Origin of the sequence: Ruminococcus bicirculans (ex Wegman et al. 2014), assembly GCF_000723465.1 — a bacterium.
Classification (GTDB): domain Bacteria; phylum Bacillota; class Clostridia; order Oscillospirales; family Ruminococcaceae; genus Hominimerdicola; species Hominimerdicola aceti.
Genome location: NZ_HF545617.1, coordinates 609,745 through 628,183 on the forward strand (window position 1 = coordinate 609,745; position 18,439 = coordinate 628,183).

Annotated in this window: 26 protein-coding genes, 2 other RNA genes and 1 pseudogene; 1 reads left to right on the forward strand and 28 read right to left on the reverse strand. The window is 41.7% G+C overall.

What is annotated here, in order from left to right; genetic code table 11:
• Nucleotides 1-99: 99 nt before the first annotated feature.
• The 17 genes and pseudogenes from RBI_RS13235 to RBI_RS13310 all read right to left on the reverse strand — a co-directional run bounded on the left by RBI_RS13235 (nucleotide 100) and on the right by RBI_RS13310 (nucleotide 8,886).
• Complete coding sequence (locus RBI_RS13235; RefSeq protein WP_041337538.1) at nucleotides 100-582, reverse strand: transcription termination/antitermination NusG family protein; 483 nt, start codon at nucleotides 580-582, stop codon at nucleotides 100-102.
• Complete coding sequence (locus RBI_RS13240; RefSeq protein ID WP_041337539.1) at nucleotides 579-1,127, reverse strand: phage protein Gp27 family protein; 549 nt, start codon at nucleotides 1,125-1,127, stop codon at nucleotides 579-581. The genes RBI_RS13235 and RBI_RS13240 overlap by 4 nt, the downstream gene beginning before the upstream one ends.
• Before the next feature lie 12 nt (nucleotides 1,128-1,139).
• Nucleotides 1,140-1,466: a hypothetical protein gene (locus RBI_RS13245; protein ID WP_041337540.1), complete on the reverse strand. Its 327-nt coding sequence runs from the start codon at nucleotides 1,464-1,466 to the stop codon at nucleotides 1,140-1,142.
• A gap of 1 nt (nucleotide 1,467) precedes the next feature.
• Nucleotides 1,468-1,764: a hypothetical protein gene (locus RBI_RS13250; protein ID WP_041337541.1), complete on the reverse strand. Its 297-nt coding sequence runs from the start codon at nucleotides 1,762-1,764 to the stop codon at nucleotides 1,468-1,470.
• 100 nt (nucleotides 1,765-1,864) lie between these two features.
• Nucleotides 1,865-2,179, reverse strand: coding sequence for a Mor transcription activator family protein (locus tag RBI_RS13255; RefSeq protein ID WP_041337542.1), 315 nt, complete (start codon nucleotides 2,177-2,179; stop codon nucleotides 1,865-1,867).
• Complete coding sequence (locus tag RBI_RS13260) at nucleotides 2,166-2,693, reverse strand: phage protein GemA/Gp16 family protein (protein ID WP_051706958.1); 528 nt, start codon at nucleotides 2,691-2,693, stop codon at nucleotides 2,166-2,168. Before RBI_RS13260 ends, RBI_RS13255 begins: the two co-directional genes overlap by 14 nt.
• Before the next feature lie 18 nt (nucleotides 2,694-2,711).
• Entirely contained in the window at nucleotides 2,712-3,362 is a 651-nt protein-coding gene (locus RBI_RS13265) for a hypothetical protein (RefSeq protein WP_041337543.1), read from the reverse strand.
• Nucleotides 3,349-3,609 (reverse strand): AbrB/MazE/SpoVT family DNA-binding domain-containing protein, encoded by a 261-nt coding sequence (locus RBI_RS13270; RefSeq protein ID WP_041337544.1) that lies wholly within the window; start codon nucleotides 3,607-3,609, stop codon nucleotides 3,349-3,351. Before RBI_RS13270 ends, RBI_RS13265 begins: the two co-directional genes overlap by 14 nt.
• A gap of 263 nt (nucleotides 3,610-3,872) precedes the next feature.
• Complete coding sequence (locus RBI_RS13275) at nucleotides 3,873-4,070, reverse strand: DUF6906 family protein (RefSeq protein ID WP_041337545.1); 198 nt, start codon at nucleotides 4,068-4,070, stop codon at nucleotides 3,873-3,875.
• A 24-nt stretch (nucleotides 4,071-4,094) separates the two neighbouring features.
• Nucleotides 4,095-5,018 (reverse strand): AAA family ATPase, encoded by a 924-nt coding sequence (locus RBI_RS13280; protein ID WP_041337546.1) that lies wholly within the window; start codon nucleotides 5,016-5,018, stop codon nucleotides 4,095-4,097.
• 3 nt (nucleotides 5,019-5,021) lie between these two features.
• Nucleotides 5,022-7,022 (reverse strand): DNA-binding domain-containing protein, encoded by a 2,001-nt coding sequence (locus RBI_RS13285; protein ID WP_041337547.1) that lies wholly within the window; start codon nucleotides 7,020-7,022, stop codon nucleotides 5,022-5,024.
• Nucleotides 7,023-7,070: 48 nt separating this feature from the next.
• A complete protein-coding gene (locus RBI_RS13290) occupies nucleotides 7,071-7,274 on the reverse strand; it encodes a hypothetical protein (protein WP_041337548.1) in 204 nt (67 codons plus the stop codon).
• 16 nt (nucleotides 7,275-7,290) lie between these two features.
• An RNA gene (locus RBI_RS14665) (hammerhead ribozyme type II) lies at nucleotides 7,291-7,364 on the reverse strand.
• 582 nt (nucleotides 7,365-7,946) lie between these two features.
• Nucleotides 7,947-8,018, reverse strand: an RNA gene (locus RBI_RS14670) — hammerhead ribozyme type II.
• Between the two features lie 72 nt (nucleotides 8,019-8,090).
• Nucleotides 8,091-8,225 (reverse strand): annotated as a pseudogene (locus RBI_RS15610) (helix-turn-helix transcriptional regulator); the annotation flags it as partial.
• Complete coding sequence (locus RBI_RS13305; protein WP_041337550.1) at nucleotides 8,188-8,421, reverse strand: hypothetical protein; 234 nt, start codon at nucleotides 8,419-8,421, stop codon at nucleotides 8,188-8,190. The gene RBI_RS13305 and the pseudogene RBI_RS15610, both read right to left, overlap by 38 nt.
• Before the next feature lie 12 nt (nucleotides 8,422-8,433).
• On the reverse strand, nucleotides 8,434-8,886 hold the full coding sequence (locus tag RBI_RS13310) for a hypothetical protein (RefSeq protein ID WP_041337551.1): 453 nt from the start codon (nucleotides 8,884-8,886) through the stop codon (nucleotides 8,434-8,436).
• Between the two features lie 192 nt (nucleotides 8,887-9,078).
• Here RBI_RS13310 and RBI_RS14345 point away from each other — a divergent pair, with 192 nt between their 5' ends.
• The gene (locus RBI_RS14345; RefSeq protein WP_051706962.1) at nucleotides 9,079-9,780 is read left to right on the forward strand and encodes a LexA family transcriptional regulator; all 702 of its coding nucleotides are present in this window, start codon (nucleotides 9,079-9,081) and stop codon (nucleotides 9,778-9,780) included.
• A gap of 431 nt (nucleotides 9,781-10,211) precedes the next feature.
• Here RBI_RS14345 and RBI_RS13320 read toward each other — a convergent pair whose 3' ends face one another.
• The 11 genes from RBI_RS13320 to RBI_RS15470 form a co-directional block, all read right to left on the reverse strand.
• On the reverse strand, nucleotides 10,212-10,691 hold the full coding sequence (locus tag RBI_RS13320) for an amidoligase family protein (protein ID WP_051706965.1): 480 nt from the start codon (nucleotides 10,689-10,691) through the stop codon (nucleotides 10,212-10,214).
• Nucleotides 10,692-10,753: 62 nt separating this feature from the next.
• Nucleotides 10,754-12,370 (reverse strand): recombinase family protein, encoded by a 1,617-nt coding sequence (locus RBI_RS13325; RefSeq protein WP_022126891.1) that lies wholly within the window; start codon nucleotides 12,368-12,370, stop codon nucleotides 10,754-10,756.
• Nucleotides 12,309-13,247 (reverse strand): recombinase family protein, encoded by a 939-nt coding sequence (locus RBI_RS13330; RefSeq protein WP_022126890.1) that lies wholly within the window; start codon nucleotides 13,245-13,247, stop codon nucleotides 12,309-12,311. Before RBI_RS13330 ends, RBI_RS13325 begins: the two co-directional genes overlap by 62 nt.
• 87 nt (nucleotides 13,248-13,334) lie before the next feature.
• Nucleotides 13,335-14,879 (reverse strand): recombinase family protein, encoded by a 1,545-nt coding sequence (locus RBI_RS13335; RefSeq protein ID WP_022126889.1) that lies wholly within the window; start codon nucleotides 14,877-14,879, stop codon nucleotides 13,335-13,337.
• Nucleotides 14,880-14,942: 63 nt separating this feature from the next.
• A complete protein-coding gene (locus RBI_RS14675) occupies nucleotides 14,943-15,071 on the reverse strand; it encodes a DUF3789 domain-containing protein (RefSeq protein WP_022126888.1) in 129 nt (42 codons plus the stop codon).
• A 12-nt stretch (nucleotides 15,072-15,083) separates the two neighbouring features.
• The gene (locus RBI_RS14990; RefSeq protein WP_022126887.1) at nucleotides 15,084-15,242 is read right to left on the reverse strand and encodes a hypothetical protein; all 159 of its coding nucleotides are present in this window, start codon (nucleotides 15,240-15,242) and stop codon (nucleotides 15,084-15,086) included.
• Entirely contained in the window at nucleotides 15,235-15,582 is a 348-nt protein-coding gene (locus RBI_RS13340) for a type II toxin-antitoxin system PemK/MazF family toxin (RefSeq protein ID WP_041337553.1), read from the reverse strand. Before RBI_RS13340 ends, RBI_RS14990 begins: the two co-directional genes overlap by 8 nt.
• 1 nt (nucleotide 15,583) lies before the next feature.
• On the reverse strand, nucleotides 15,584-15,787 hold the full coding sequence (locus RBI_RS13345) for a hypothetical protein (RefSeq protein ID WP_022126885.1): 204 nt from the start codon (nucleotides 15,785-15,787) through the stop codon (nucleotides 15,584-15,586).
• Between the two features lie 485 nt (nucleotides 15,788-16,272).
• Entirely contained in the window at nucleotides 16,273-16,713 is a 441-nt protein-coding gene (locus RBI_RS13350) for a DNA-directed RNA polymerase sigma-70 factor (RefSeq protein ID WP_022126884.1), read from the reverse strand.
• A gap of 204 nt (nucleotides 16,714-16,917) precedes the next feature.
• Nucleotides 16,918-17,826, reverse strand: a complete 909-nt coding sequence (locus RBI_RS13355; protein WP_041337554.1) for a hypothetical protein — start codon at nucleotides 17,824-17,826, stop codon at nucleotides 16,918-16,920.
• Between the two features lie 385 nt (nucleotides 17,827-18,211).
• A complete protein-coding gene (locus RBI_RS15470; RefSeq protein WP_272481058.1) occupies nucleotides 18,212-18,340 on the reverse strand; it encodes a hypothetical protein in 129 nt (42 codons plus the stop codon).
• Nucleotides 18,341-18,439: the final 99 nt, after the last annotated feature.

The window sequence follows — 18,439 nt, forward strand, 5'->3', positions numbered from 1 at the left end:
CTTCGCCATTCGGATATTTTTGTTTCAAAATTCCGTTGATGTCCGGCGCTATGTAATCTGAGCTTAAGCGCAGGGGACGAATCAACCTTACGCTTATGATCAGATCTTTTCCAGTTCTGCAGCAACGTCAAAGTAATGACGCCTGCCGTTTATCTCACAGTACAGCGTACAGCGTTTACGCCGCTTGCTGTATTTAACAATGCAGTGTTCTCTGCCTTTGAGCAGTCCCTCTGTGATAGTCACCTTTCCGCTGTTTATGTAACCACGGCTGACGGTAAGATTTTCGACATCAAGTATCCACCGAAGTCTGACTTCCTCGCTCATCGGCAGCGGAGTGGGCGGTCTGCCCAAAAATCTCAATACGCCGACAGTATTTTTCACGGTGTAGTAAAGCTCGTCTGTGATGCCTTCACTGTTAACAAAAACATATGTGGGAAATATCATCCGGCGTACCATGCGCCACACGCCGCCTTTACGTTCCAACAGGTCGTGAGCAGGCGCATAGGCGTTAATATTTTTATCTCTGAGAGTGGCAACAACGTCATGCTCTCTGCCGCTCTGAACATAAATAACGTAGATCATATATCGCTCCTTTTCTCCTCAAGGAACTTAGCCACATCCTTGTAAAGATCGGGACGTTCCCTTGCCATTGCCTCGAACACCATTGACTTGACCTGTTCAAAGCCCGCGTTAAGGATATCCTCGTTTTTCAGATCCATATTCTTTTTATACGCCGCAGCCTTTACAAGGCTGGTAGCCTGTTTGAGCAAGGCTTCCGGGTCTATGTTCTTCCATTTTTCTTCGGGAGTGTTCTGTATAGATTCCAACACGTTATGCGACAGCAGCCTGATTATTCCCTCGCTGGTATCGAGAGCCGGATACTTGTTTATCTCCTCCATTATGACCCTGAAATTCTCCTGAGCCATTCTGAGGGTCTCAACAGATTCATTCAGATTTGCGGCGTATCTGCAAACCGAGGATATTGATATGGGCTGATCGGTCTGATCCTTTATATAGTCTGCGATCTCCGCATATGTAAAATCGGCTTTCATCATATCTTCGACCGTTGCTTTAAGTTCCGGCGACAGCTTGTCTATTTTAGAGTGCTTTCTGCGCTTTCTTGCCATTATCCGCACCCCCTACAGCTTTATGCAGGGGTCGTTGATACCTCCGGCAAGCAGGCTGATCCCCTTTGCCGTAAGCTTTGCCTCGAGATCGTCAAAATCGCTGTCTGCCAGCGTAGACGGCTCTTTGGACAACACCGTCCTCAGATGTATGTATCCGGCTTCATAAAGATAGTTCACGCTGTCGGTAATTTCGCCCTTTGTTATATCGGGAAGAGCATACTCAACGCTCTTAAGCTTATGATACTGATATCTGAGCATATTTATAGTGCGCATAACAGAGCCGTTATTTTCTTTAAAATTGCCTGCTCTGATAAGCTGCATCTGCTTTTCCATATCCATGCTATTTTTCTCCCTTCATTTCCATCAAGATATCCATGATCTTGTCCAGCTTCTGTTCAGTCTTAAGCTGTTCTCTGTAAAAATCCTCTTTGGTAAGATAGTTCTGCTTGACGTCGGTAATATCGGTCTTGCACTTGTCAAACTCGTCTTTAGAGACGTAATTTTCTCTGACCTTATCCAGACCGCTTTTGCATTTATCGATGTCGTCCATAGTCCGCTTTAAAAAGTAGGTTATAATACCTATACCGCCTGTAAGAACGAGCTGAAATACTATCGTAAATATCTGCTGACTTGTCATAAAAACACCCCCAATATATTTAGTACCGTTATCCGTTATAATAACTGTACCATATATATTGGGGGTGTTACAGATGAAGCGTTTCAGCGAGTTTCTGCAATTATATTTCATCAAAGGTAATCTGACCCTCGATAGGAGCGTTTTGCTTTTCCTGCCTTATCTCAGCCGTTATGCTGCGGATCGTGCGCTCAGACAGATTATATTTATTGACAAGAAACTTGAAGTTATATCCGTTAAAATCCCTGCGTATCTTTTCGTCACGTGCCGATCGGATAACAGAATCAGCTTTTGCAATGTAAATTGACAAACCACCGTAACGCTGCACAAGCTTTTCGTATGCCTGTGAGCCGATGCAGTCGTAAATATCCCGCTGCTCTGGAGTAAGGTCTTCTTCGTATATATCAAGTTCCGGCATATTTCTCACCTTGCCTTTTCGCCCGCCGCTCTGCCGAATTAACATAACGCTTGAGCTGTTCGATAAGCTTAGAACACTGTTCCTGATCTATCCACCGAAACGGCTGCTTTTTTGATGCCGTAACGCCCAGTACTTTGCCTATCACGCCAATTAGCCTGTCTCCAACGTCAGCTGACTCTGGATTAGTGTCAAGTTCCTTGAGCCTGTAGCAGTATCTCCAGCACAGCCGCTGCTGTTCAGGCGTAGCCATACCGTTGCAGCCGATCTCTTCAGCTTCTTTCTTTTTGTTTCTAGATTTGGTATTATGCAGCAGATGGTTTGGATCGGCAAGCTTCATGCGATTGATAAGTTCCGCCTGAACAGCCTTGAATTCGCTATCGTCAAGCTGTTTTACCGAATCTTTACCGGTAATGCTAAAGATCAATTCGTGCAGCATATCATCTTTATCTTTGCCGACAATACCAAGACCTGCTCCCAGACCGTAAATTCTTTTAATCTGCTCCTTTGTTGCCATATCCAAATCCTCCTGTCCTTATTTTTTAGCCGTGAATTTCGTTTTCGGCGTTCTTTCAACTACAACCGCGCTGTCAATCATATCCACAGCACGCTCCACAATCTCATCGGTAAGCTGTTCGTTATTAATCATAAGCAGACGTTTAAGATTCTGCCAAGCGACGGCTTCGGATACCAGATAAGCGTTCTCCTGCGCCGCCTTTTCATCCAGACCGCCAAGCTGCATAAGATTTTTTACGTCGGTCTCATATTTCGCACCCTTAAGCTTTTTCTCCAGAACTTTGCGGCTCTTATCGTCAAGCCCAAGCCCATCCAGTATCTTAGCAACGCTGCCGTCCTTTATGTACTCCTTGTTGTAAACGGCGGAAAGCAAGCGTTTTGCAGATTCTGACAAGGTGTAGGTTACGTCCTCTTTTACAACGTCGCCGTACGCTTTACCAAAGATCTCCTTAAGCATTGTTGGGTACACAAGCTTAACGTTGTCGGCGTTGGTGACTGTGATTGCATTGCCAGCATTGTCGCTGTAGACAGCAGATTTAAACTTTGTATCCTGCAGGTCGGCTTCCGAAGCCTTAAGGATATCAGCCTCGATGCCGTCTGCCTCTGATTTAAGCTCCGAAATTTCCGCCTTGATCTCAGCATAACGTTTTACCTTTTCAGACAGATCCATAAGCCGTCTTTACCTCCTCTATGATTTCTTCGGCGCAGTTTCTGCAGGTATCACGTCCCTTGATAGAGCGCACATTATCAACACTGCCACAATAGCAACAGGTAGGTCTGTGCTTGCGAATCATGATACCGTCCGCTGTCTTCTCGATGTCAACAGCCATGCCTCCCGCAAAGCCCGCTGCAAGTCTGATGTCCTTCGGGATCGTCAATCCAGCTTTGCTTGTAAGCTTTTTATGTTTTGTTTCCATAGCGTTTTTACCTCCTTGTTTTTCTGCACTCTGCATTTATCAGGGCTTGTGACCTGCGCCGATCGGCGGCTGCATTACAGGAGGGGCACAGCCCCTCTGATACTTATTATTTCTTGTCTACAATTGAGCATTCATTGCATTCTCCGTTACTGTTGCAAATATTATCACAATAGCCGCATTTATCGCAGTACGGACAGTCATCACAACACATTTTCATAAAAAAGGCACATTCTGCGCTGCCTTTCATAAAACATTCAAAATTATTATGCATATTTAGTCGCCTTTACTTTCCTCGGCTCCTCGATGCGTACCATGTCTATCCAGCGTATCTTATCAGTATATCTATGTACAAGGCAAAGCTGCTTGTCCGTCGCCTTCGAAACCATCCAGTCCGCAGGATCAAGCTTGTAATACGCTATTATTCGTTTCTGAGCTTTGGTGGGATTTTTTCCGTGCTTCATTCTTTTTGTCCTCCGTTTCACTTTTTATACCGCCATATCCATATATTTAGCGATTGCAGACAATCCCTTGGCGGTCACATTGCCGTTATCGAGGGCGTTGGAGTATAGATTGACCGCTCCTCTGATAGCCTGTGGACTTTGAGCGATACGCAGTAAAAATTCAACAGCAGCAGCGTCCTCTCTGATATCCGGAAAGAGCATTTCGATGTCGCTCTTCTTTATCTGCTTAACGCTGTAAAACCGGGTATTCTTCGTCCTGTTGCGTATCTGTGCAAACTCCGCTTTCTGCTTTCCGCCAAGTCTGCTTACCGTGGTCTCGTTGCCGACAAAGCATATTCCAAGGGTCTGTCCCTTTTCGTCAAAGCAGTCGCAAAGGCTTCGGAGAGTATCAATGGCATTTCTGGTGAGATGCTGGGCTTCGTCCACGATTATCACCATGCCGTCCGAAAGCTTTGACGAGATTTCCAACCAGAGTCTGCTCACAGAGCCGGAGGATACGTTCAGCTTAGAACCGATAAGTTCCAGCACGGATTTTGATGACTTGATGCACGGATTTACCGTTATGTATGTACAGTTTGTGCCGTGCTCACGGTAATACTGCCTGCAAGCCTGTGTTTTGCCTATACCTGCGTCACCGCAGGCTATGGCAAGACCGCCCTGAAGCTGACAGTTACGTATGATCTTGTACACGTTAGACGATATTGACGTTTCCTTATAGTCTGTGCCGACATAGATTTCAGCTGCAGCCTGCTTGGTTTCAAAGTATTCAATTACTTTTTTCATCTGCTTATCTACATCGCCGTTGTAGGTACCTGACTTAATTGCAGAGTATGAGCTATCGGATATACCAATCTTTTTGCAGACTGCAGCCGCAGATAGATTTTCCGAGTACTGCAGCTGTTTTATCTGTTCCAATGCCCACTCCTGTTTAGCTGTTAGCTTTTTCATTTATTAATCACTCCTCCATTTATTCTTCCGCCTCTCGGCGTTTTCGTTCATTTTATCTATATTGACCACAATATCGTCTCCGGAAGCCTTTGATATACTTTCCGGTTCATTATCAGCTCTTATCATAATCACATTGGACGGCATAACGATCTTAAAGCTCTGCTTACCATGTGCTGCCTTGAGAGCGGCAGCCTCCATAAGGTCGATCTTATGCTCTGAGTTTAAGCCATCTGTGATATTCTGAGCCTCGGCTTTAATAAACCGTTGTACTCTGCGCTGTAAAGCCATTGCATCGGAAATCTCTTCCTTGCTTTCGGTGATGTAATCTATAAGCAGCTTGTCCGCACATTCCCAAGTCCAAAGGTAACGGTCCGATTTATCGTAAACCCTTACGCTTCTAAGATCGGCGGGATCGTATCTTACATAGACCTCCTCGCCCAGGTGACGGTAAGTGTTTTCATAGTCCATAAACCAGACCTTTTCGCCGGATATTTCAACAAATACGCCGTTGCGCTTGATCTTTTGCACCCTTGTTGATCTCATAAGCATAAGATTAAGTTCGGCTTCCGGAGCTTTGCGTATTCCTACAGACTTTATATCCATATTCCATACGTCAATACGACTCATTCCTTTGTACTTTGTCTCAGCTCCGCCATATTCCTGCATATTAAAATCACCGTCAATATACATATCAATATATTCTCTAATCTCAAAGTCGCAGGGAATCTTGCCTTCTTTAATTCTACGCTTAAGGCTCTCAGGTCGCTGCATAATAGTGCCGCCGCAGTAACCTTCAAACATTCTTGCAAACTGCATTGTGACCGTGCTAAATGTACGCTCAATAGGCTTTGCTTTAGCGTTACGGACGATTGCGTTATGCATCGTGATTCCAAGCCTTTGGAGTATTGTCGGTGGTTCGATCTCAGGGTTATCGGTTTTCCTGCTTCGATGACCTTTTCCGCCAACGTCATGGGTCAAAAACTCTCGACCGTTATCAAAATATACGGCTTTCGGAATGCCAAACCGCATAATTCCATGCCTTAATGCGATGATTGTTGACTGGGAGTTCGGACTGTCGCATATATTCCAGCCGACCAGCACTCCGCTTTTGGCATCCAAAAAGGCTGTAAGGTACAGCCTGTGGATCGTGCCGTTATCTTCATCGTAGGACTGTATATCGAACGTGTGGTTATCTGCGATCCAGACGTCGTTAGCGTGGAGACCGTCGTACATACGGCTGATATATGGCAGGCATTTATCTTTCATAGCCTTATCGCCGTCGCGCATATATGTAAGCACGGCTTGTGGTATTTCCGACTTTATATGCCGCCTGAAAGTATTGTCTGACGGGAAGTTTGATACCATTGACGGATACCACTCTTTTGCACATTCAAGCGTTAGGTCGTAACAACGCGAAACGGTAGGTTTGTTTTCGGAAAGATAGAAATAGCAAAACTGCTCCCACAGCTCCGGTGGGATACTGCTCTTACCCTTATTGGCTCCGCCTCGATTTTCACAAAGCCCCTGCAGATTATTATTTCTGTAGGCTGCATACTTGCGGTATAGTATATCCACCGACACTTTGATATCATTATGCTCGAGCTGACACTTGCCGACGTAAAGCTTATCCACTTCGGTTTTCTTTCCGGGGTATTGATCCCGGTAACGCTGCCAGTCTCTGAGGATATCTACCCAGAGTGCGATTTCATCACGCTCATCTTCGGAAAACTCTTCGATTGACGTTTTCACAGGCTTTTTGGGCTGTTTTAACGCATTTTTAACAGGCTGTGCAACAAGTTCTAAGCCCGCTTCCGCTCTTTTCTGAGCATAGTATTTTGCCTGCAGGCCTTCGGGGAGTGATGATATTGGGATCATATATTTAGGACGGTTCCTGTCGTTGATTTCGATATTGCATGACAATTTTCCGTCCTTGCACAGTTTCTTTATATATCGTTCACTGCAGCCTTTAAGATCAGCAGTTTTGGCAACCGTCAAATATTCCACATCATCACCTCCCGAAGTTACTTGACAAAACTAATGTTTTCTGATATACTAAGTATCAGAGCCAGAACGGTTGTTTACGAGGTCGGACAGAAAATCTTCTGTTTCGGTCAATACTGCAAGAATGGTCGCAACATTCCTGCGGAGCTGTTCAGGCTCTATTTTTATGTCCTCAAGGCAGCTTGCCTGAGCCAGAAGCCGGGCTTGTCCCACCGCATGAGACAGTACTTGTGTTTTAAATTCCTTGTATTTCATTGGTTACACTTCCTTTCTCGGTCTGCCATCATCAGTACCGGGAGACCGTCCCCGGCAGACCGAACCGCCTGTTGCGGCTCGGTTTCGGCTAGAAAAATCGGAATGTATAAGTCTACTCCTTCCGAAAGAGTACCCTGCGCACTTATACTGCGTTGCACAACCTTGTCGACTAGGTTGATTGAGTTGGCTTTCACATCAGGACTTGCACCTGATAGGCTTACGCTTGCGAACCTAGCACCATGCGTGAACATTTAGCCGCCCCGATTATTACCGAAACGGCAAGGTAGATAGGATAAAAAGTTATCCTAAGTGGGTCTGATACGCTCAGACGGGCGGTATCTTTATGTTGTCTTTAGACTGTGTTATAAAAATACAAAAAACGTTCCAGCTGGTGCAAACATTAAGCTCATGCGCTCTCAGCTTGCATTTACGAGTTCGCACCTTAAGGAAAGTCGGAACCCTTATAACAAAACCTGTACCTCGGCTAATTCAACCCGACGACACGTAGCCAGAACACGTGGTTTTTAAGTCATACGCTACCGATATTTTATGTCCTCGGTTTACAGACTGTATGACAGGCTTGGTTCAAGATCTAAGTCGTTACCTCTGAGCTTGCAAGCTGCAGGTGATTCACTATATCCCCTATGGCGGGCAAGCACGGCACCTGCATATTTTGGTCTGCCATCATCAGTACCGGGAGACCGTCCCCGGCAGACAGCCGAGTTACTGTCGGCTGTTTCGGCTGTTTCGTGATCTGCCGCACAGATCGTCAAGACTGCATTGCAGCACATTGGCTATCCTGATCGTAGTCTTAAGAGAGGGCGTCAAAACGCCCTGCTCTATCTTGCACACGGTCACATTGCTGATCCCCGCATACTTAGCAAGCTCTCTCTGATTAAGATCACGCTGCTCTCTAATCTGCTTTATGCTTTTCCCAATATCTGCGCTCATAAAGGCGTTCCCTCCTTTTAGCAAAGTATATATCTCTGATAAGAGAGAGGATAAGGTGCATACAGATCAATCCGGATAGTGTAAGCAACGGTATGATCCAGAACTCGGAATGTCCGCTAAGACTTGTTATGGCACACCATAGCATGATAATGGCAAACATGGTAAGCACCTTTCCCTCGTCCGTAAGTTTTTTCATAATAAACCCTCCTTACTTATACATCATAACGGTGATAACGTCTTTAGCGGCAGCAAGCGGACTGTCTCCTGTGATGCCTATATCATACACATGACCGTTCTTCATGGTTACAAGCACCCACTCTTCTCCGTTGTCTTCGCAGTAAGTTATATCATCAACATCATCATTGGCGGCATGGAGCAGGAAGTAGAGCTCTTTTTCTACGAATAAAGCTTTATTCATTATATATCCTCTTATTGGCGGAGTTTGTTCCGCCCTTGTTTGCTGCTCGCCGTATTTTTCAGCTATGCAATCAAGATCATCATCTATTGCTGCCTTAGCATCCTCGATTGTATTATAAGCCTTTGGCGAGAAAGCCCCGTAAGGTGATATGCAAACATAGCCTATCCTATCGTTACCTGATATCGTATAGCCTCTGTACTCATACATATTCACATCGGTTTCCTTAATCTTATACTTATTCATTAAAATTCCTCCTTTTTCGATTGACGTTTAACGCTTTTTGTGTTAAACTTAATTTATCATGGGGTAACTATGCCCTAGAGGTTACCCTATAGTAAATTATAACTAGATTTTTTCTAATTGCCAAGTGAAATTCTAACTCGAAATTAGAAAAACGCTAATTTTGTGATAAGTAACAAAGGAGATGATTGAATTTTGGATATTTTGGATAGAATAACTATGCTTTTAGGCAATCGAGAGCAAAAAGAATTGACTAATTACCTGAAATTAAATAATGTTGCTTTTTCAGAATGGAAGTCTGGGAAAAGCAAATCATATAGAAAATATCTAATTGAAATTGCTGAATTTTTTGATGTTTCAATAGATTACCTTGTTTACGGCAAAGAAAAAAGCTCACTAGCGGAACAGTTGACCGCTGATGAGCAGGAGTTACTTACATATTATAAGGAATTAGATTTAATGAAAAAGGGTCAAGTCCTCGAACGTGCCAAGGTCCTTTTTGAGCAGTCAAAAATACCATTAAAAGAGCTTGAAAACAGTGTTTTCATAGAGTACTATTCGTTGCCTGTCAGTGCCGGAACTGGCGTTGATCTGGATGGCTGCGAAAAAGGTATGTTGGAGGTTAAGAAAACGCAGCTCACTCTTGAGGCTAATTTTGCTCTAAGAGTGTCTGGCAACAGCATGGAGCCTGTATTCCACGACGGAGACGTAGTTCTGATAGCCTCGCAGCCATCTGTTGAGATCGGCGAGATAGGCATTTTTATACTTAACGGGGAAGGATTTATAAAGAAGTTCGGCGGAGATCGCTTGATTTCCCTTAACCCGGATTATGATGATATTCCGCTGCATGATTATGATAGTATCTATTGCCGGGGAAAGGTTATTGGAACTGTATGATATAAAAATATGAAACTAAGCAACTTGTGCTTGATCTTCCGACTGTAGTGATTGTTCGAGCCGCACAGTGGGACATTGATAAGTTAATGGGAACTAGTTCCCATTAATCGAATTTTTAGTTCCTATATTCCCGTATAAAATATGGAAATCTTTCAATGAGATTTTTCAATTGAACATTCAAACTATTTTATAAACGTTATAGCTTTAAAATGCGTAAATACGCTGTTTTGTGACAATTTTAAAATTTGAAAACAGTTCTAAAACGTTCTAAAAAGGTAAAATTTAAAGGTCTTAAAATGCTTTTAAAATTGCATTTTAAGACCTTATTTTTTTGACATTCAATTTTCTTATCCGCAAAGCACGTCAACTTTTTGCATATTCAAACCGCCGCATTTGCGCCACTTTCGTGGGTTTTCTATGCTAATTCCGAGTTATTCCGCATTTTTGCGTTTTTCGGATTTTGCGTGGCGAGCAACAATATCCTCCTTGCTTGCAAAAATATTTACAAGATTTCTAAGCTTTTGCGCGTCATACGGAGAAAAATCAATGTGAATATGAATTCCTGTGGACTCGTTGCAAATGCCTCCGCTTCGGCGAATAGAACGAACGACCTCCTGAAGCGTCGGCATATCCTCGTATTCCAGAATCGGAGTTACAAGCTCCACAGAATACAGCTTTGAAGCCGAAGAGCCGTTCTTCGTTGTACATCGTATACTTGCGTCGGACATGATCTTCCATGTTCTGTTTTTACTGTCTTTAACATCATATCTGTCATAACTGCCGCCGTAATGCTCCGGCGAACCGCCCAAAACCTTTGCCACCGCCTTTGCCGCTGACGATCTTGTTAAGCCGGTGCATTCAATTTCAACTCCGTAACGTTGGTTTTTTATTCCCTCAAAATTTTTCGCCATTTAATTTTCACCTCGTTTCCGAAAAAAACAGCCTGCAGATTTCTCCGCAAGCTGTTTTCACATTATTCAATTTCCGTTCTGACTTCATACCCGCCCTTGAAGATCACCAGTATTTCGGTTTTACTTAAGACTTTTACACATTCGATGAGCTTTCTGATCAACACATTATCAAAGGTTTCCAACTCGAATTTTTCATGCTCTATCATGTCCGTGATCTTATCAAGCTTTTGCTGAGTTTCGGCAGAAGTTTTATTCTGCGATTTGAGCATTTCCAATCGTTCGCTTAACTCTTGTTCCTCGGCATAAAGCTTTGCAAACTCACTGTCAAGCTTGTCCTCGTCACAGCCGCCGGAAACTATCAGTCCGACCAGATCCGTTCTTGCTTGGTCGATCTCTTTCAGTCGCTTTTCAATCGAAAGTATTTCCTCCTGCCCCTGGCACTCCAACACCGATCCGATATTAGCTTTTAATATCCGAACAATATCGTCACGGCAGGAATAGTAGTTATTTATCGAACGAATAATTCCACGGTGCAGGTTTTCTTCCTTGATCGTAGGCGAATCGGGGCAGTATTTTTTACCGTGTTCCAGACGGCTGATACACCGCCAGACCACTTGCTTTTTCCCGTTTTTTGTCCATATTCTGCGCCTGTACGGAGTTCCGCAATTTCCGCATATCAACAATTCGGACAATGCATATTTTCCACTGTATTTTCCTTGCTCTGTTTTGGTATGATCGGATATTTTTCTTTTTGAACTTCGCCTTGCAATTTCCTGCTGTACTCGGTTAAAGGTATCACGATCGATTATGGGAGTATGATGATCTGTAATAAGATACATCGGGCGCTCTCCGTTATTTTTCACAACTTTGTGTGTAATGCAATCGACCGTGAAAGTTTTTTGCAAAAGTGCATCTCCCACATACTTCTCATTTTTCAGAATTCTCTGAATTTCACCCTTAGACCACTCACTTTTACCAGTTGCGGTAATTCTTTTTTGATTCATTAAGGTCTGAGCGATGTTATGTAAGGTATATCCGTCAAGATAAAGACTGAAGATCAACCGTACAGTTTCAGCCTCATTGGGAACTATCTCCGGCTTGCCGTCTGCACCTTTTTTGTAACCCAGCAGATATTTATACTGAAAGGACACCTTGCCCTCACGGTAGGCTTTTTCCTTTCCCCATGAAACATTTTTGCTTATGGATTCACTTTCAGCCTGTGCGAATGAACCGTACAAAGCAATCATAAACTCGCTTGTCATTGTCAGCGTGTTTATGTTTTCCTTTTCAAAAATCACGCCAATACCCAAGTCTTTAAGCTGTCGAACATATTCAAGGCAATCCACCGTATTTCGGGCAAATCTTGAAATTGATTTCGTTATCACAAGGTCGATCTTTTTGTTTTTGCACATTCTTATCATTCGGTTAAACTCTGTCCTTTTCTTTGTCTGAGTTCCGCTGATCCCTTCGTCGGCAAAAACTCCGGCAAGCGTCCATTCCTTTTTTCGGTTGATCAAATCGGTGTAATAGGCGATCTGTACCTGATATGAATTCTGCTGTTCCTCTTGTTCTGTGCTGACACGGCAGTATGCGGCAACTCTTAATTGGTGATATTTATCACGGTTTTCCGTTGTCTGCACTTTCGCAGGGATTACCGTTACATTCGGAGCTGTGGACATTTTTGTCATTCCTTTCTGTGATATTTTTGATGTGTACTCCGTTGATAAATTCAACCTCTATGGTACAAAAATGGCTTATCCAGATTCGTGAAATACACGCTTTGAATAAGCCAATATCTAATGTATTTAATTGCTCGTGGTCTTTAAGAACAGCCTTGATTTTCTCTGTTTTTTGCGGACTGTCGCTGTAGGTACAGCAGTCGTATTTCATTTCGGCAAGCTTGAAGATCTCAGATTTTATTCTTTCAAAATTGATCTGAGATACATCGGTCATCCGATTTATCTCATTCTGCTGACTGACTATGTCTGATGTCGGGGAATATGTGCTGACCTCTCCGCCGCATTCAATTAAACTTGGGTTTGCAGCAGCAGAGTTCAGAACAGTGATCACTGCTCCCATTATCATCTGATCTGTCATGCGATATTCAAATTTAAAGCAGTCGGGGTTTTCACAATTCCAGTATTCACGACCCTTGCCGTTGGTTTTTCTGAAAACCTTTTCTCCGCATTCGGCGCAGTATGTAACCTTTCGGATTTCCGATAGGTCTTCTGAAATTGTGCAAAGTGAATTTGCTTTTCTCACTCGCTTTTCATTTGCTTGTCTGAAGATATCCTCATCGATCAACTGCGGATATTTGTCAGTTCCCAGATACTTTTCATTTTCTATGATCCGCTTGACCATGTTTTTGTTCCAATGATCGGAATCACTGTTGTATCGGATTTTTTCGGACTCCATAAGCTTTGCAATCTGCAAAAGACTTTTGCCATTAAGATATTCGCTGAAAATTGTTGCAACTGCGTAAACCTCTTTAGGCTCGGTGGTTATTTCGCCGTTTTTCATGCAGTAGCCGAATGGGATTACTCTGTTTTTGAGCATATTAATTTCACCTCCGAAAACAACAATACCATAAAGCCTTTGAAATAGCTATATCCAAAGGCAATAAATTTATGATGTAGAAATTGTCTATTTTATCTTCTCATTAAATTTTAAACCGCCGATTAAGTGAAATTCCAGCTCATGCTGATTTATCACAACGATCTTTTCAACTATGCCCTCAAACGTCGACTCGTCAAATTCTGTTATTGGATTACTTTGTTTTTCAAAAAAGTCTATCAGCATTTCTATTTGGTCAATTGTTTCGTCCTCGTCATCGGAACGGGTAAGCTTTTTCAGTTCGGCCTGCAGCTTATTGATTTTTGCTGTAAGCTCCGTAGTCTGCTCAATGTATTTTACCTCGTCCAGAAACCCTTTGGTTTTCAGTCTTGCAAGGACGTGTGTCTGTTCACGAAGCTTGGCGGTTTGCTTGTGAATGTCCATTACCTGAGTTTTACTGCTGAGTTTTCGGAGTTTCAGATCATGCAGCGCTGTTTGAAAAGGTACAAGGATTTGTTTGTAATTGTACCAAAGTTTATTGCATAATCTGATAAAAGCAGAGTGGATATTATCTTGATTTATTGGTTTTACCGAGCACTTTTCTATTTCATCGGTATGAAGTCTGCAAACCCAATATATTTTTCCTCTGCAATTTTTCATACGGAAAGTAGTTCCGCATTCACCGCATTTGATTTTCTTGGACAGTATATTACCGCGGCTTTCATTCCGCTTATTTTCACCCCGAAGACGTATTAATTCCTGCACTCTGTCAAATACATCTTTTGAAATGACGGCTTCATGACATCCGGTGTAATAATACTGAGGTAATTCTCCTCTGTTCGGCAAATTTTTACGAGGCAAAACGGTTGTTGTAAACCGTTTCTGAAACAGCTGATCTCCGATGTATTTTTCATTTTTAAGCATAACTCTCACGGTAGGTCCTGTCCAGTGGCATGATCTACCTCTTTTTCCAATTCCCATTTCATTTAACATCTGAGCGATTTTTTCACTTCCGTATCCGTTCAGATACCAATCAAATATTTTTCTGACTATCCGGGCTTCATCCTGATTTAAGATCAATTCACCGTTGACAAGTTCATATCCAAACACCGAGTTGCACATTTTCATTGTGCCGTTTTCCATTCGCTTTTTTATGCTCCACCGCATATTCTGCGAAATCGAAGTCGATTCCTCCTGAGCCAGACCGCCCATTATTGTTATCATCATTTCATCGGTCATATTAGCTGTATCGATATTCTCTTTCTCGAAAAACACCGTAATACCAAGAGATTTCAGTTCACGAACGTTTTTCAGACAATCTTTAGTGTTTCGGGCAAATCGGCTGATAGACTTGGTGTATATCCTGTCTATCCTCCCTTTGCGGCAATCTTTTATCATTCTCTGAAACTCGTCACGCTTGTCCTCACGGGTACCTGTTATACCCTCGTCGGCGTACAGATCGATCAGTTCTTCCGTTTCGGAGTTCTCAAAAAACTGACTGTAGTATCTTGTCTGAGCCATAAAGGAATTAAGCTGATCTTCGCTGTCTGAACTTACTCTGCAATATGCGGCACAACGGATCTTCGTATTTTGTTCTTCTGTGATTGTCGGCTGTATTACCGTTACTGTCGGCATTTCCTCACACTCCTTTCAACCAACAAGGATACCACAAATTTTTTAGGAATGGTATCATCAAACTCAATGAATTTCTTTGTCCGAATCTGTGCAGTTTTCATGTTTGTCTGCTTGCCCTGCCGCTGTGCAAAGACACATTGCGGTCATGCCGATAAAAGCTCCGACAAACAAGCCAATAAAAAATCCTAACATCTTAATACCTCCTTAAGCTGCATCTTTTGACGATACAAATTCTTTGTAAATATCTTCTGTGTTTCTGCGGTTGAAATTCTGTTTTTCGGTAGTTTCAAGAATTTCATCAAGCTTATCGGCAAACATTCTTGCCATAAAATCGCCGTATTCTGCTTGTCCGAATTTAGTCATCAAAATCCACTCCTATACTTATTTTCATTGCCTCATCGATTTTATTTATTATCCCGCTGTCCAATGAGCCTATATAGCTCCGAAGTCTGCTGCGGTCTATTGTCCTAATCTGCTCGGCAAGAATGACCGAATCTTTAGGCAGTATTTTTGAATTTCTTATGCAGATATGCGTAGGAAGCTTGTTTTTCTTAACTGTTGACAGCGGCAGAACCACAAGCGTGGGACTATGCCTGTTTCCGATATTGTTCTGAACCACCAGCACGGGACGAACACCGCCTTGCTCAGAACCGACTACGGGATCTAAATCTGCGTAAAAAATATCTCCTCGTTTGATCAGCATTTCATTTCGCCACCTTTTGCGGAACTTCAAAGCCTTTTTTGTTCCTAACGCAGTTATGAAACGGGCAGAAAAGAACATCAGCATTCTTGTCATACCACACACAACCATAACATGGGTGTTTGTTTGATAACCTGACTGTTGGTACAGGAATGTTTACTCCAAATTTATAAAAATCTGATTTCTCAGGAATATCGTTATCTTTCATATATCAGCCTCCTGACCTTTTATTTTTATATGTAACAGGCGGTCTGCAAAAGAATGCAAACCGCCTTATTAATTCGTTTTGCCTTCGTCTGATTCGTAAGTTTCAGACGAATTTCCGTGATATTTATCCTAGATACCCGTCACGGCGGAACATCGGGAACGATGAACAGCTTATTCATCTCATGAGCCTCTCACTCCACTATGGTTCTCATAGAGCCGCCCCCATTGCTTGAGTCTGTGGCTGGGCGGAAGTATCATTATCCTCCTGCGTTTCATCGCCTGCTTTGGTTGCTGTCCAAAGGTCTGAACGTCATATTGATCGCTCGCTCAACTGAGGTCGTGGCGTATGGTTCATGCGGCTGCCGAGATTTTATACCGGCCGCAGGATTAACGTTTTCCCGATGCTGTTATTCTGTTGTCAAGATTCTCAGGGATTTGGATCGCTCCTTTTTCCCTTTCACCTTGTAGCCGATGAGAACACCCTTTTTATGCGTTTGAAAATTGACTTCTTAAAATTTCAGCAATTTTATCAATTACGCGGGATATATTCGACTGATTTCTTAGTAAAATTGACGAAATTTCATTTTGAGTGTACCCGTCAAATATGTACATTGTAAAAGCTTCACGCCAGATTTCCGGCAAGGACATGATCTGCGAATACACTTCCATGTCCTCAATCTCATCGATCCAGCCATAACGATTGTTTGTCGAATAATCATCATAAACCGTCAGCGTTCTGCTGTTTGAATTATCAAACAGTCCAACTGTTTTTTCTCTGTAACGCCGATTGGAGTTGAAAACCTCACGGTCAAACTCATAAATTTCCGCTATCTGTTTCTCAGTCATCCCTGCTTTTCTGTACTCCTCAGCGGTTTTCTGCCACTGTTCTTTAAATTTCTTTTCCTCCAAGCCATGATTATAGCTCATATTTTTACCTCCGTTTTGATTTTTCGTTCTGAATCAAAACGAAGGCTTATGGGTATTTGGCAATAAAACATTGCCAATAATTAAAAATGGGCATAAAAAAGACCTTTCTGCTTTTAAAACAAAAAGGTCTGTTAAGAAAAAGGAGTATAACTTTCGGCTTTAAAAGCTTTTGTTATACTCCTCATGTTATATTATTCCAATAAGTTAGCCATCGTTAAAATCATAATTTAAATTATAACTAAACTCATATTCCCCATAATTGGAAGAATAAATTCTTATATAGTACCTACCAGGTTCTAAATCGTACTCAATAGTTTCTATTTCACCACGACAGGTAGTATAAGATAGAGTTTGCTCTCCATCTGTACCAATCAATCTTATTTCGTATTGAAATGGCTCTGGTGAATTTGTGTTTATTATGATATGCTTCCTTTCATTAATATTAAACATATACCAATCATATTGATCGTATTCTTTTTTATCGTTTACAAAGCCTATAGAACCATTAATTGTTTCATCAGCTTTTGTTTCAATTGAATTTTGATATGTATTATTAGGTTCACTGTCCAAATTTTTTATTTCAACAGAATTCATCTGCAATTGATAGCCGCCATAGTTTTCCAAACACTCTATACGAATATAGTAGGTTCCTGATTGTAGCGGACAAATAAGCTTAATTTCTTTATTCTTGCCGTAATCGCTATATATTTCTGTTGCGCCATCAGAAGCAATGACAAATATCTTTGCTTTTAAATCTGAATCCATAGTAAGATTAAAGGTATATAATTGAAAAGAATTCAAAATTAGTTTATAAAAATCATCAGTATCGGTTTCGTTAGGCTGGTTACTTTTATATCCTATATGGCCATTTAAAGTATTGGATTCAATCAGTTTAGCATTTTGATATGGTGAATTTATTTCCTCATCTTTACTATATCCGCTTGTACTAAATTGACTATTTAAAGAATATGTACCTGATTGCTCATAGGATATTTTTATATAATATTCACCCGCTTGGATAGGCGTGTTAAGATTTAGTATGCGATCCTGTCCGCAATCATAATTAAGTCTATCATTTCCATTGATACATATTAAATTAATATTGCAATACACTCCAGCAGAAGCATTTAACGTTAATGATAATAAACCGTCTTCGGAAATATTTATAATATACCAAACACAATTATCATTATCCTCTGAATATGTAAAAGTTTTTTCATATGTTTCACCTATTGTCAGCGATATAGCATCAATGTAAGTATTACCGCTTTTTTCTGTAGGGGGTTCAGTTGTAGTGGTATTATTAGTAGTAGTGGTAGTAGTTTTCGTTGTTGAAGCGGTGGTAGTCTTATTAGTAGTGCTTGATGTTGTTACGACCTCAGAATATGATGGTTCGTCATAATATTCTTCAGTATCTTCATCAAATATCGGAGAAGATATCCACGGAAATATAAATGTTAAAATCGTTATTACTGTTGTAGCAACATTGGTTATTATTCTACCCCATTTCCGTAAATCTTTTGATGTTTGAATCGTTTGGAATTCTTTTTAATACAAAATTTACTATAATTGCAATAATAATTATTACCACTATTCCTGCAATTCGTGCCATAATTTCTTTTAACATATATATCACCACTTTTTTGTTTTATTACACTCTAACAATTGTATCATACCATTTTAAGACAATATATTCAACTTCTTTACCCGAAATAAATTTATTCGA

What these genes read in the sequence shown, in the direction of transcription:
- RBI_RS13235 (WP_041337538.1), bottom strand. Translation starts at nt 582, where the DNA reads ATGATCTACGTTATTTATGTTCAGAGCGGCAGAGAGCATGACGTTGTT.
- RBI_RS13240 (WP_041337539.1), bottom strand. Translation starts at nt 1,127, where the DNA reads ATGGCAAGAAAGCGCAGAAAGCACTCTAAAATAGACAAGCTGTCGCCG.
- RBI_RS13245 (WP_041337540.1), bottom strand. Translation starts at nt 1,466, where the DNA reads ATGGATATGGAAAAGCAGATGCAGCTTATCAGAGCAGGCAATTTTAAA.
- RBI_RS13250 (WP_041337541.1), bottom strand. Translation starts at nt 1,764, where the DNA reads ATGACAAGTCAGCAGATATTTACGATAGTATTTCAGCTCGTTCTTACA.
- RBI_RS13255 (WP_041337542.1), bottom strand. Translation starts at nt 2,179, where the DNA reads ATGCCGGAACTTGATATATACGAAGAAGACCTTACTCCAGAGCAGCGG.
- RBI_RS13260 (WP_051706958.1), bottom strand. Translation starts at nt 2,693, where the DNA reads ATGGCAACAAAGGAGCAGATTAAAAGAATTTACGGTCTGGGAGCAGGT.
- RBI_RS13265 (WP_041337543.1), bottom strand. Translation starts at nt 3,362, where the DNA reads ATGGATCTGTCTGAAAAGGTAAAACGTTATGCTGAGATCAAGGCGGAA.
- RBI_RS13270 (WP_041337544.1), bottom strand. Translation starts at nt 3,609, where the DNA reads ATGGAAACAAAACATAAAAAGCTTACAAGCAAAGCTGGATTGACGATC.
- RBI_RS13275 (WP_041337545.1), bottom strand. Translation starts at nt 4,070, where the DNA reads ATGAAGCACGGAAAAAATCCCACCAAAGCTCAGAAACGAATAATAGCG.
- RBI_RS13280 (WP_041337546.1), bottom strand. Translation starts at nt 5,018, where the DNA reads ATGAAAAAGCTAACAGCTAAACAGGAGTGGGCATTGGAACAGATAAAA.
- RBI_RS13290 (WP_041337548.1), bottom strand. Translation starts at nt 7,274, where the DNA reads ATGAAATACAAGGAATTTAAAACACAAGTACTGTCTCATGCGGTGGGA.
- RBI_RS13305 (WP_041337550.1), bottom strand. Translation starts at nt 8,421, where the DNA reads ATGAAAAAACTTACGGACGAGGGAAAGGTGCTTACCATGTTTGCCATT.
- RBI_RS13310 (WP_041337551.1), bottom strand. Translation starts at nt 8,886, where the DNA reads ATGAATAAGTATAAGATTAAGGAAACCGATGTGAATATGTATGAGTAC.
- RBI_RS13320 (WP_051706965.1), bottom strand. Translation starts at nt 10,691, where the DNA reads ATGGCGAAAAATTTTGAGGGAATAAAAAACCAACGTTACGGAGTTGAA.
- RBI_RS13325 (WP_022126891.1), bottom strand. Translation starts at nt 12,370, where the DNA reads ATGTCCACAGCTCCGAATGTAACGGTAATCCCTGCGAAAGTGCAGACA.
- RBI_RS13330 (WP_022126890.1), bottom strand. Translation starts at nt 13,247, where the DNA reads ATGCTCAAAAACAGAGTAATCCCATTCGGCTACTGCATGAAAAACGGC.
- RBI_RS13335 (WP_022126889.1), bottom strand. Translation starts at nt 14,879, where the DNA reads ATGCCGACAGTAACGGTAATACAGCCGACAATCACAGAAGAACAAAAT.
- RBI_RS14675 (WP_022126888.1), bottom strand. Translation starts at nt 15,071, where the DNA reads ATGTTAGGATTTTTTATTGGCTTGTTTGTCGGAGCTTTTATCGGCATG.
- RBI_RS14990 (WP_022126887.1), bottom strand. Translation starts at nt 15,242, where the DNA reads ATGACTAAATTCGGACAAGCAGAATACGGCGATTTTATGGCAAGAATG.
- RBI_RS13340 (WP_041337553.1), bottom strand. Translation starts at nt 15,582, where the DNA reads ATGCTGATCAAACGAGGAGATATTTTTTACGCAGATTTAGATCCCGTA.
- RBI_RS13345 (WP_022126885.1), bottom strand. Translation starts at nt 15,787, where the DNA reads ATGAAAGATAACGATATTCCTGAGAAATCAGATTTTTATAAATTTGGA.
- RBI_RS13350 (WP_022126884.1), bottom strand. Translation starts at nt 16,713, where the DNA reads ATGAGCTATAATCATGGCTTGGAGGAAAAGAAATTTAAAGAACAGTGG.
- RBI_RS15470 (WP_272481058.1), bottom strand. Translation starts at nt 18,340, where the DNA reads ATGTTAAAAGAAATTATGGCACGAATTGCAGGAATAGTGGTAATAATT.